This window comes from Streptomyces sp. NPDC005485 (genome assembly GCF_040606085.1).
Lineage (GTDB): Bacteria > Actinomycetota > Actinomycetes > Streptomycetales > Streptomycetaceae > Streptomyces.
In genome coordinates this window covers 11772-24162 of the sequence record NZ_JBEXDZ010000054.1, presented here as the reverse complement: position 1 = coordinate 24162, position 12391 = coordinate 11772, and the positions used below count along the sequence as shown (strand labels likewise).

Sequence of the window (12391 nt, the reverse complement as noted above, 5' to 3'; positions counted from 1 at the left end):
TCCACCACAACTCACGCAAGAACAGGAGCAGTTCGGATGAACGCACGTACAGGAGCCTGGCGCATCGGTCTGGCCGTCGCCCTGGCCGTCACCGGGGCCGCGGCCCTCCCGGCCGCCGCCCACGCGGCGCCCACCACGGCCACCACGGCCACCACGACGAAGCTCCAGGACGACTTCAACGGCGACGGCTACCCCGACCTCGCCGTAGCGGCGCCCGAGGCGACCGTGGGCGGCAAGGCGAAGGCCGGATACGTCGCCGTGGTGTACGGCTCGTCGACCGGGCTGAAGACTTCGACGAAGAAGGTGTTCAGCCAGAGCACCGCCGGTATAGCGGGAGTCGCGGAGGCCGGCGACATGTACGGCAGCGCGATCGCGACGGCCGACCTGGACAAGGACGGCTACGCGGACCTGATCGTCGGCGCCTCCCGCGAGGACGTCGGTACGAAGGTCGACGCGGGCACCCTCGCGGTGATCTGGGGCGGCGCCCACGGGCTCTCGGGCGGCTCGACCCTGCTCAACGGCTCCGGGTCGTACGACATCGTCGGCAGCCAGGTCGTGACGGGGGACTTCGACGGCGACCACACCCAGGACGTCGTCACCAACGGCACCTACCAGAACATCGGTGTCCTGTCGGGGCCCTTCGTGCGCGACGGCTCCGTCGGTGCCGGGGCCACACTGACCACCGAGGACAACCGCTTCCTGGACATGGCGGCAGGCGACGTGAACGGCGACGGCGTCAGCGACCTCGCGGTGGCCGTCAACGACGGCGACGAGTGGGACGCCCGGCGCATCCTCTTCTACCCCGGTTCCGCCCAGGGGCTCTCCGAGGGCACCGTCATCCAGAAGTCCGGCGGCGGACGGCTGCAGGGCGGCGAGCACCTCGCCATCGGCGATGTGAACCGTGACGGCTACGCGGACATCGTCTCGGGCCGTGCCAGCGACGGCGCCGACAGCGACGTCGATGTTCCGCTCGCCAAGGGCGGCATGATCACCTACATTCCCGGCGCCGCGAGCGGACCTGCCGGAGCCAAGGCGAAGTCCTTCAACCAGGACAGCCCCGGGGTGCCGGGCGTCGCCGAGGGCTCCGACGGATTCGGCGGCTCCGACGCCTTCGGCTTCTCCCTCTCGGTCGCCGACATCGACGGCGACGGCTACAAGGACGTGGCTGTCGGTGTGCCCGGCGAGGGGTTCGACGGCAGGAAGCGGGCCGGCGCCGTCGTCACCATGCGCGGCACCGCCAACGGCCTCACCGGTACCGGCGCCAAGGTGTTCAGCCAGAACACCGCGGGCGTGCCCGGCGGCGCGGAGGACCAGGACACCTTCGGCTGGGCCGCCCGGCTGATCGACGCCAATCATGACGGCCGCGCCGAACTCGCCGTCGGCGCCCCGGGCGAGAACGCGAACGCCGGGTCGGTGTGGGTGTTCAGGTCGACCTCGTCCGGGATCACGCCGACTGGCTCGTTCACCTTCGGCGCGGGCACGCTGGGCACGGTCGCCGCGGGAGCGAAGCTCGGGGCGGGGTTCGTGCGCTGATCGACTGTCGGACCCGCTGACCGCGGGTCGGCAACACCGACCGTCTCTCAGGCCCGCTGACCGTCTGTCCGACCCGTCGCGGCAGGGCTGTGTCCACTGCCGCGGCGGGTCCGCTTTTGTCTGCCTATTTGTCATGCCCGTGACGTATTCCGTTCAGGGGGCGGGCCGCTGCGCCGTGTGAGCCTCCTGATGTCCAAGAGGCAACCGACGCAAGGGAGTTCACCGATGACCGGAGCAGTCTCACGCGATCGACGCCGCTTTCTCACCGCCGGAGCCGCGGTGCTCGGCGCCGCCGCCTCGGCCCAGCTCTGGCTGCCGACGTCCGCCCGCGCCGCCGAGACCCCGCTGCCCGACGGTGTGTTCAGCCTCGGCGTCGCCTCCGGTGACCCGCTGCCCGACGGGATCGTGCTGTGGACCCGGCTCGCCCCCGATCCGCTGAACGGGGGCGGCATGCCCGACCGTGTGGTGACCGTGGAGTGGGAGATCGCGGAGGACGGCCGTTTCAGAAAGACGGTGCGCCGCGGTGTCGCCCCGGCGCGCCCCGAACTCGGCCACAGCGTCCACGTCGACGTCCGCGGACTGCGCCCCGACCGCGCGTACTGGTACCGCTTCCGCACGGCCGGACAGCTCTCGCCGGCCGGCCGCACCCGCACCGCCCCGCACCCCCGCAGCCCCGGCGGCACCCTGCGCGTCGCCCTCGCCTCCTGCCAGAACTGGCAGCACGGCTACTTCACCCCGTACGCCGACATGCTCGACCAGGACCCGGACGTCGTCCTGTTCGTCGGCGACTACATCTACGAGTCCAAGCCCGCCACCACCGGTGCCCGCGTCCACGAGGGCAGCGACGAGCCGTACACCCTCGTCCAGTACCGCAACCGCTACGCCCAGTACCGCACCGACCCGCACCTGGCGGCGATGCACGCGGCCGCGCCCTGGGTGGTCACCTTCGACGACCACGAGGTCGACAACGACTTCGCGGGCGAGATCCCGCAGGACCCCGCCAAGCAGTCGCACGACGCCTTCGTGGCCCGGCTGACCGCCGCCTACCAGGCGTACTACGAGCACATGCCGGTCCGTGCGAGCGCGGTCCCCAACGGCCCGCACATCCAGATGTACCGGCGCCTGGACTTCGGCCGCCTGGCCCGCCTCAACGTCCTGGACACCCGGCAGTTCCGCAGCGACCAGGCGACCGGCCAGGCGGGCGCCCAGGACCCCTCGCTCACCATGCTCGGCGCCGACCAGAAGGAGTGGCTGCTGGAGGGGCTGCACAAGTCGCCGACCCGCTGGAACCTCATCGCCTCGCAGATCATGATGGCCGAGACCGACCTGCAGATCGGCGACGGCAAGCTCTGGTACTACGACGCCTGGGACGGCTACCAGGCCGAACGCAACGCCCTCCTCGACGAGTTCACGAGCATCCGCAACCCCGTGGTGCTCTCCGGCGACCGCCACCTCACGATGGTCAGCGACCTCAAGCGGGACTACGCGGACCCGGACTCCGGCGTGGTCGGCGCCGAGTTCGTCGGCACCTCCATCTCCAGCAACGGCGATCAGGACCAGGCCGCCTTCCACGCAGAGTGGGACGCCCGGATGCCGGACAACCCGCACTGGAAGCTCATCGACGCCCACCGCGGCTACCACCTCTTCGACATCCGGCGCGACGGCATCGACGCCCAGGTCCGCGTCGCCGACACCGTGCTGCGACCGGACGCCGGCTCCAGCACGCTGGCCCGGCTGCGGGTCGAGGCGGGGAAGCCCGGCGTACGCCTGGTGTGACGCAGTAGTTGCAGTAGTTGCAGTAGTTGCAGTAGATGCATCAGACGCCGCATCCGCCGCACTCGTCGTACGGAAACGCTCCGGGACTCATGGCACCCAAGGCACTCATCCGAGTCCCAGAGCGTTTTCAGGTAAGACTCAGGTGTGAGATCTAGCGTCCCGTGACCATGGAGACCGACTGTTCGACACCCCGCCCGGCAGCCGCCGGGACCGCCCCCGCCGCGCTGCCCGCGGGTACCCGCCTCCTGCACATCGGGCCGCACAAGACCGGGACGACGTCGATCCAGGGCGCGCTGTTCGCCGCGAAGGACGCGATGGTCCCGCACGGCGTGGTCTTCCCGGCCCGCAGCAGGCACCCCATGGAGGCCGCCCTCGCGGTCTGCGCCCGCCCCGGCATGATGGGCGACACCGAGCCGACCGAGGGGCACTGGCGGCAGCTGACGGAGCTGGTGCGCGCCACCGGGCGGCGCACCTCGGTGATCAGCAGCGAGTTCTTCGCGGACGCGCCCGACGACGAGACCATCGCCCGTATCGCGGACGACCTCGGCCGCAACCGCGTGCACGTCCTGGTCACGCTGCGCCCGCTGGCCCGGATCATGCCCTCGCAGTGGCAGCAGTACGTGCAGAACGGACTGCGCATGGGCTACGAGGAGTGGCTCGACCACATGCTGCGCAAGGCGCCGTACGAGAGGCCGAACCCCAGCTTCTGGCGGCGCCACCGCCACGACCGGCTGGTCGAGCGCTGGTCACGTGTCGTCGGGCCGGAGAACATCACGGTCGCCGTGGTAGACGACCGCGACCGTGACGGTCTCATGCGCACCTTCGAAGCCCTTCTCGGCCTCCCGGGCGGTCTTCTGGTGCCGGTGCCGGACACCGCCAACCGTTCCCTCACGCTCGCCGAAACGGAAATGCTGCGGCGGTTGAACACGGAGTTCCGCGGAAACAGCCTCCCCGACGAGCTGTATTCCAAGCTGGTGCGCAATGGCGCCGTCATGCATATGAAGAACACCTGCCGCCCCGCACCGGACGACGCCAGGATCGTCACGCCGCAGTGGGCGCTGGAGGCGGCCGCCGGCATCGGCGCGGAAATGTCCGGCCGGATCACCACCATGGGCGTACGGGTCCTCGGGAACCCGGCGCTGCTCTCCGCGCCGCCCCCCGCCGCGAGCCCCGACGCCCGCCAGGGGAAGGCGCCCGACGCGCTGGCGATCGCCCCGGAGGTGGCCGCACAGGCCCTGTACGGGGTGCTCGCGGTGGCGGCGGAGGTGCCGCTGCGGCCGTCCGCCGTACGGACCGTTCACCAGACCCCTTCCGGGGAACTCGTCAGGGTCCTGGGCCACCGGGCCCTCCGGCGGCTGAGGCGGACGTGAGCCCGTCCGGGCACGCACCCGGACGGACTCACCCCTTCCCGCGTCTTCCCGCGTCTTCTTGCGGGTGAAAGGTGTGACCGGAAAGTGACTCGGCGTGGAATGGGGGTGCAGGTGTGTGATCAGCGTGTGCAGTTACTCACAGCAACCTGGACATTTCGGTCCGGCGTCACGGCATTGCTCCAGCGTGCAAGGTGAATAACCGGTGTCCCGCACATATGCAGCAGAGGGCGCTCACCTTGCACTGCAGTAACCGAAAGTGGGACCATTCTCGGGTTCCCTGACGTCCCAAGGTAGGTCACCTGTGTCTGAGCACATAGCCAAGCCCCGCACCACCGCAGTGATCCTGGCTGGCGGCACCGGTCAGCGCGTGGGTCTGTCGATTCCGAAGCAGCTGCTGAAGATCGCCGGCAAGGCGGTCATCGAGCACACGCTGACCACCTTCGAGCACGCGGACTCGATCGACGACATCATCGTGCTGATGGCCCCGGGCTATGTGCCGGACATCGAGAAGATCGTCGCCAAGGCGGGCTTCACCAAGGTCACCCGGATCATCGAGGGCGGCTCGACGCGGAACGAGACCACCGAGCGCGCCATCGCGGCCCTCGGCGAGGGTCTGACCGAGGGCGAGGACCGCAAGGTCCTCTTCCACGACGCCGTGCGCCCCCTGCTGTCGCAGCGCGTGATCGACGACTGTGTCGCCGCCCTCGACCGCTACCAGGCCGTCGACGTCGCCATCCCGTCCGCGGACACGATCATCGTGACCCGCACGCACGGCGAGGACGGCGAGTTCATCACCGAGATCCCGGACCGCTCCCGGCTGCGCCGCGGCCAGACGCCCCAGGCGTTCAAGCTGTCCACGATCCGCCGCGCCTACGAGGTCGCCGCCGGCGACCCGAACTTCCAGGCCACGGACGACTGCTCCGTCGTGCTCAAGTACCTGCCGGACGTGCCGATCCACGTCGTCGCGGGCGACGAGTACAACATGAAGGTCACCCAGCCGGTCGACGTCTTCATCGCCGACAAGCTCTTCCAGCTCGCCTCCACGGCCGCGCCCGAGCAGGCCGACGAGGCCGCCTACCGCGAGCTGCTCACCGGCAAGACCCTGGTGGTCTTCGGCGGCTCGTACGGCATCGGCAAGGACATCGCCGAGCTGGCCGAGAGCTTCGGCGCCAAGACCTACGCGCTGGGCCGCTCCACCACGGGCACGCACGTCGAGAACCCGGAGGAGGTCGACGACGCGCTGTCCCAGGCCTACGCCGAGACCGGGCGCATCGACTACGTGATCAACACCGCCGGCGTCCTGCGCATCGGCAAGCTCGCCGAGACGGACAACGCGACCATCGAGGAAGCGCTGAAGGTCAACTACCTCGCGCCGGTGCAGATCGCCCGCTCCTCGTACAAGTACCTGGCCGAGACCAAGGGCCAGCTGCTCCTGTACACCTCCAGCAGCTACACCCGCGGCCGCGCCGAGTACAGCCTGTACTCCTCGACCAAGGCCGCCATGGTCAACCTGACCCAGGCCCTGTCCGACGAGTGGGCCGGCGACGGCATCCGCGTCAACTGCATCAACCCGGAGCGCACGGCCACCCCGATGCGCACCAAGGCCTTCGGCCAGGAGCCCGCGGGCAGCCTGCTCTCCTCCGAGGCCGTCGCGCGCACCTCGCTCGACGTCCTGCTCTCCGAGCTGACCGGTCACGTCATCGACGTACGCCAGCAGGACCCGACGGCGGGCGCCGGCAAGGCCTCCGGCTTCGAGGCGGCGCTGGCCTCCGTGCTGGACCGCCAGGACGGCATGGCATAATTAGCGGAGAATAGCTTTCCGTCATTCAGGCCTCTGTGGCTGCGTGTTCATCACGCATTCGCAGAGGCCTGAATCCGTAAAATCGCAGATCGCACACAAGGCCCTTTCAGGACCTTTTCAGGTTCTTTCCAAGGGTTTTCGGTGCGAAAACCGGCACCCACCCCTCAAGAGCAGGTTTCTCCGTGATTTCCACCGCTATACGCGTTGCCCGGGTGGGCAGTGCGGCTCAGCTGGCCGCGGCGGCCCTCATGATCCTGGGCTTCCCCGCGCTCATGCTGGCCGCGCTCGTCCCGAGCGTTCCCGCCTTCGCGGCCGCAGCCGCAGTGACGTACCTGGCGGATCACTATCTGCACCGCAAGGGCAGCTACCTGATCAACCGCCTGAGCAAGGTGCGGGCCGGTCTCTCCATCCGCTTCCTGATCCGGCAGCTGCTGCTGGTCCTGCTGCTGGCCCGGCTCTCCCTCTCCGACGGCCTGATCTTCTACGGGGCCATCGCCTGCTTCATCGCCTCCTACGGCCTGCAGGCCCCGCACGGCGCGCTGGTGCAGCTGATCCGCAACCGCCGCCGGATGCCGGTAGCCACCCGCAACGTCGATCTGGCCTCCCGGGTGCGCATCCCGGACGCCCCGCCGCGCCGCCTGCTGTACCGCTCCGCGGAGAAGATGCTCCACCTCGACCTCGCGGCGGTCACGGGCCTGCTGATCTCCGGCCTGACCGACTCGGCCGTGGCCGGCTTCATCGGCATCGGCGTCACGCTGGTCCTCGGGACGGTCTACGTCGGCGCACTCGTGCCGTACGTCCGCGGCAGCAAGATCCCGCCGAACGCGGAGCGCGTCCTCGCCGCCGTCGACGACTGGCTGGGCACCTACAAGCCGGAGACGGTGCTGTACTTCTCCGGCTCCAAGGACTCGGCGTACCAGGTCAACATGTGGCTGGAGACGATGGAGCAGCTGGACACCCGGCCGCTGATCATCCTGCGCGAGCGCGCCATCCTGAACAACATGGCGCCCACCACGGTCCCCGTCATCTGCGTGCCCGGAGGGGTGCACCTGATGAACATGGACCTCTCCACCGTGCGCGTCGCGCTGTACGCGGCGAACGTCGGCAAGAACATCCACCTGCTGCGCGTCCCGACCATGAAGCACGTCTTCATCGGCCACGGCGACAGCGACAAGCTCGCCAGCGTCAACCCGTACAGCAAGGTCTACGACGAGGTGTGGACCGCCGGCCGCGCCGGCCGCGACCGCTACGCCATAGCGGACGTCGGCGTCCGGGACGACGACATCGTCGAGGTCGGCCGCCCGCAGCTCGCCCCGATCCAGACCTGGCAGGGCGTGCCCGAGGGCCGCATCGCCACGGTCCTGTACGCGCCCACCTGGGAGGGCTGGGACGACAACCCCGGCAACACCTCCATCCTGCTGGCGGGCGAGAACATCGTGCGGGACCTGGTGAACGCCGAACCGCCGGTCCGCGTCCTGTACAAGCCGCACCCGTTCACCGGCACCCGCAGCGCCGAGGCCAAGGCCGCGCACCTGCGGATCACCGCGCTGGTCGAGAAGGCCGCCGCCGCACGCGCCGCCGACCCGGCCTTCGGTGCCGACGCCGCAGCCCAGACGCAGGCCAAGGCCGACCTGACGCGCGTCGAGGCCCGCATCGCCGAGCTGTCCGGCTCCGCCGAGAAGGGCGACGAGGCCGAGGCCACCCGCGACGGCCTGGTCGACGCGGCCAAGCACGCCGAGGTCGCCCGGCTGCGCGCCGAGTGGAACGACGCCTACTGGCGCTCCTTCCCCGTCTGGGAGCACCGGGTCATCACGGGCGCCGAGCCGCGGCTGTACGACTGCTTCAACGTCTCCGACGCGATGGTCTCCGACATCTCCAGCGTGGTCTCGGACTTCATCGCGAGCGGCAAGCCGTACGCGGTCACGGACTCCGCCGAGCTGGGCGTCGAGGAGTTCAAGCGGCAGAACACCGCGGTGCGCGCCGCCGTGATCCTCTCCAACAGCGCGGCCGAGCTGGGCGGGCTGCTGGACGCGGTCCGCGACCCGTCGGCCGACCCGCTGGGCGTCGACCGCCAGGAGCTGAAGCAGTACCTGCTCGGCCCGGACGAACCGACCTCGATCGTCCAGTTCAACACCGCGGTGCAGCAGCTCGCGCAGAAGGCCGAGACGCGCAACCTCGGCCAGGACACGGGCGCCGTGGACGCGGAGGCCGCCACCTCGGCGGCGGTCGCCGACGACGCGACGGCGGCGGAGGCCGACGTGATCACGGGCTGATCCGCCCGGACCTGCGAAAGGGCCCGGTTTCCGAGGAGAACTCCTCGGAAACCGGGCCCTTTTGTCGCTCGAAGGTGATCTGTGACCTGCCTCACCATTTGAGTACGCATAGGCAACCAGTACGTATGTCCAACCGTCTTCCAGGTAGCGATTGAGGTGATACGGGGGAAATGTTCCATGACTAGGGGGAAGAAGTGACCGTCACACAGCCTGATGTGAGTGTGGTCATCGGGGCGTACGAGGCCATGCCGTATCTGGTGAAATGCCTGGAGTCGGTCGAGGCGCAGACGCTCGATCCGTCGCGCCTGGAAGTGATAGCCGTCGACGACGGATCGACGGACGGTACGGGGGAGTACCTGGAGGAGTTCGCGGAGCGCGCCGCGATGGCCGTCACCGTGCTCCGGCAGCCCAACTCAGGGGGCCCCAGCGGCCCGCGCAACGTGGGCCTCGGCAAGGCGCGCGGACGCTACGTGTTCTTTCTCGACGCGGATGACCACCTCGGCGAGGAAGCTCTGGAGCGCATGGTCGCGATGGCCGACGAGAACGGCACGGACGTCGTGCTCGGCAAGGTCGTCGGGGTCAACCGCGGTGCCCCGCAGTCGATGTGGGGCAAGAACCTGCCCCGTACGGACGTGTTCTCGTCGAAGATCAAGTTCACGCTCAGCGCGCAGAAGCTCTTCCGGCGCGACCTGCTGACCCGGCACGGAATGATCTTCGACGAGTCGCTGGTGACCGGCGAGGACGCGCTGTTCACGATGGAGGCCTACCTCCGCGCCGACGGGGTCTCCGTGCTCGCGGACTACGAGTGCTACTACCTGGTCGGCCGGGAGGACGGCAAACACGCGACGAAGAGCGGCAACTACACCCACCGCTTCGACTCCGCCCGCGCGCTGATGCACCTGATAGCCGACCACCTGCCCGCGGGTCCGCGCCGCGACGGCCTGATGGTCCGTCCCTTCATCGTCACGCTGCTCCCGCAGTTCGGCCCGGGATTCCTGAAGCAGAGCGAGAAGATCCGGCGCCACAAGCTGGAGCTCGCGAAGCCGCTGATGGACGCGTACTGGAACGAGGTGGTGGCCGGCCGGCTGAAGGTGCACGAGCGGCTGCGGCTGCACCTGGTGGCGCAGGGCCGCGCCGATCTCCTCGTCGACGTACTGGAGTTCGTGAAGGCGAAGAAGGCCCCCGTCGTGCACCTGGAGGCGCGCGGCCGCAAGGCCTACCTCGGCTACCCGCACTTCCGCGACCCGGCCGCCGGGATACCGGACAGCTGCTACATCCCGACGACCCAGGAAACGGTCACCATCGAGGGCTTCAAGCCCCGGACGCCCCCTCTCCCGCGCCTGCGGCGGGTGGCCCGGAGGGTGCTGGGACCGCTGCGGGCGGCGTGACGGCGGCGCTCTGCGGCCCGGCGGTGTCCAGGCTCGCCCGCGGCCCCGGGATCGCGGAGGCCATGCGCAGCGCGGCCCGCTCCCGGTGCTTCCCGGCCGCCGCGTGCAGGGCCTCGGCCGCCGCGTTGAAGCGCACCTGGGACGACGGTTCGGCGGGACCCAGCAGGTGCAGCTTCAACTCGGCCCGCGCACCGGCGAGTTCATCCCGTCCCGGATCGCGGACCGCGGCCAGCAGGGCAGGCACGCCGGACGCGTCCGGCGTGAGAACCGTCGCCGCCCGCACGGTCGGGAAGGTCTCCCGGAACGCGTCCTCGGGCAGCCCGCTCGTGTTCGCCACCGCATACGGCTTCTCGCTCGCGATGTAGTCCGAGATCACACTCGACACATCACTGATCAGCAGGTCGGCGCGGTTGAAGCAGTCGTAGATGGTGGGGCGTGCGCCCATGACGACCTGGTGCTCGCCGACGGGCAGCGAGGCCCAGTAGGCCTCCTCCCAGGCGACCGTGGCGGCGCGGACCGCCTCGGCGTGCTCCGGCCGCGGGACGGACTGGAGGAGCATCCGCTCGACGTGGTCCGCGCTCGTGCGGAAGGCCGACGTGGTGAGGCGGTCCAACTCGGCGGTGCGGTCGGCCAGTTCCGTACCGGCCGAGGAGGCGGGGGCTTCGTTGCCGCGCTGCCGGTTCGCCGCCCGGATCAGTTCCCGGATGCGAAGGTCGGCCGCCCCGGCGCGCGGATCCACCGACCCCGTCAGCGGATGCGGCTTGTACAGCAGTCGGACGCCGGGGTCCGCCAGCAGCTCCCGTACGAGGTTCTCGCCGGCCGCGACGACCGACGTGTTGCCGGGATTGCCGTCCCAGCCCTCCCAGGTGGGGGCGTACAGGACGGTGGTGTACGGGCCGGTCGGCGGACCGTCGCCGGGGCGGATCGTGTCCAGTTGCGGTCGGCCGATCTCCACCACGTCCTTGTCCTCCACGCCGACGTCCGCCAGCGCGTAGCGTTCGCGCGCCGCGGGTCCGGCCACCCACACCTCGTCGTACGCCTTCGCGTACGGGTTGCACGAGGAAAGCTTGTCGCTCTCGCCGTGGTTGACGAAGGTGTGCAGGATCGAGGGGATGCGCAGCACCTGTGAGGTCTTGCCGGAGTTCGACGGGTGGATGAGGACCTGGAGCGTCGACTGCTCCAGGCGCATCAGCGTCGAGACCCTGGGCAGGCAGACGACGGGGATGTCCGTCGCCGCGAGCCGCTGCAGCATGAAGCGTTCGCGCAGGACGATCAGCGGGCGCCCGTCGAGCCGCGCGAGCGGCTGGAGCCACATGTTCGCCTGGTACGCCGACGAGGCGCCGCCGGAGAAGTAGAGGCCGACGGTCGGGCGGTACTCGGCGAGCCAGGCGTCGAACCAGTCGAGCACCTCCTGCTCGCAGGCGGGCCGGCGGCCGGGCAGCAGCCGCAGCAGCAGCTGACCGAGCCCGACGGCCGCGAGGCCCACCGACAGCGCGATCCCGGCCGCCGCGATCCGCCGCTCGTCGGTCGCCGCCATCGCCAGCAGCCCGGCCGTCGCCGGCAGCCCGAACACCGGCAGCCGGTGACCCGGGCGCCGCAGCAGCAGCGCGGGCGGCGCGGGGGAGAGCCGCAGCGCCGAGGCGTCGATGTTGCGGGTCAGCACCGGCAGGGTCCGGGTGCGGCGGACCAGGAGCGAGACCGCCTGGATCGCGAAGTGGAGCACGTAGAACAGCAGCAGCCCGGCCAGCAGCGGCGTGCAGCGGGTCTCCTGGTCCTGCTCCTCGATCCTGAGCAGGCCCACCACGAGCAGGAGGTCCCGCACCACCTGCCGGACCGTGACGTCCGCGTGCGACTTGGCGAACGCCGAGGCCATGGAGCGCTGCCAGCGGTACAGCGCGGCCTCGGTGACCAGCCCCGTGCCCGTCGCGGCGATGAGCAGGACGGCGTGCGGGAGCAGGGCGGTGACGACCTGAGTGGCGAAGGAGGCCGCGAGGAGGGCCGTGATGAGCGCTCTCACCGCGGTCTGCCGGTGGGGGAGAGGTGTGGGCACTGCGGTCACTCCAAGGTGCTGGGCGTGTGCGGGGGCCCGCCCTCACCTGACGGGGCGGGCTCCCGGTTAACGCGCACCGGCCGCTCGACGACACGCGCCCGACGGCACCTTGATCAGGGTGAGCATGCGCAAGCAGTGAGGGTGTGGTCACGCGCCGCCGTCCGCCCAGTGGACCGACGGGCGTCACCGCTGCCAGTTCG

At 70.3% G+C, this 12391-nt stretch carries 7 protein-coding genes; 6 read left to right on the top strand and 1 reads right to left on the bottom strand.

The window, feature by feature from the left end:
- Positions 1 to 36 precede the first annotated feature (36 nt).
- The 6 genes from ABZS97_RS19805 (at position 37) to ABZS97_RS19780 (ending at position 10141) form a co-directional block, all read left to right on the top strand.
- Positions 37 to 1533 (top strand): FG-GAP-like repeat-containing protein, encoded by a 1497-nt coding sequence (locus ABZS97_RS19805; protein ID WP_356139568.1) that lies wholly within the window; start codon positions 37 to 39, stop codon positions 1531 to 1533.
- Positions 1534 to 1758: 225 nt separating this feature from the next.
- Positions 1759 to 3309 carry an alkaline phosphatase D family protein gene (locus tag ABZS97_RS19800; protein WP_356139567.1) on the top strand — a complete coding sequence of 517 codons (1551 nt, stop codon included), beginning with the start codon at positions 1759 to 1761 and terminating at the stop codon, positions 3307 to 3309.
- 167 nt (positions 3310 to 3476) lie between these two features.
- Positions 3477 to 4679: a hypothetical protein gene (locus ABZS97_RS19795; protein ID WP_356139566.1), complete on the top strand. Its 1203-nt coding sequence runs from the start codon at positions 3477 to 3479 to the stop codon at positions 4677 to 4679.
- A 301-nt stretch (positions 4680 to 4980) separates the two neighbouring features.
- The gene (locus ABZS97_RS19790) at positions 4981 to 6480 is read left to right on the top strand and encodes a bifunctional cytidylyltransferase/SDR family oxidoreductase (RefSeq protein ID WP_356139565.1); all 1500 of its coding nucleotides are present in this window, start codon (positions 4981 to 4983) and stop codon (positions 6478 to 6480) included.
- A gap of 182 nt (positions 6481 to 6662) precedes the next feature.
- Positions 6663 to 8753 carry a hypothetical protein gene (locus ABZS97_RS19785; protein ID WP_356139564.1) on the top strand — a complete coding sequence of 697 codons (2091 nt, stop codon included), beginning with the start codon at positions 6663 to 6665 and terminating at the stop codon, positions 8751 to 8753.
- Positions 8754 to 8947: 194 nt separating this feature from the next.
- The gene (locus tag ABZS97_RS19780; protein ID WP_356139563.1) at positions 8948 to 10141 is read left to right on the top strand and encodes a glycosyltransferase family 2 protein; all 1194 of its coding nucleotides are present in this window, start codon (positions 8948 to 8950) and stop codon (positions 10139 to 10141) included.
- Here the strand turns inward: ABZS97_RS19780 and ABZS97_RS19775 are convergent.
- Complete coding sequence (locus ABZS97_RS19775; RefSeq protein WP_356139562.1) at positions 10065 to 12191, bottom strand: hypothetical protein; 2127 nt, start codon at positions 12189 to 12191, stop codon at positions 10065 to 10067. The genes ABZS97_RS19780 and ABZS97_RS19775 overlap by 77 nt on opposite strands.
- Between the last annotated feature and the right edge of the window lie 200 nt (positions 12192 to 12391).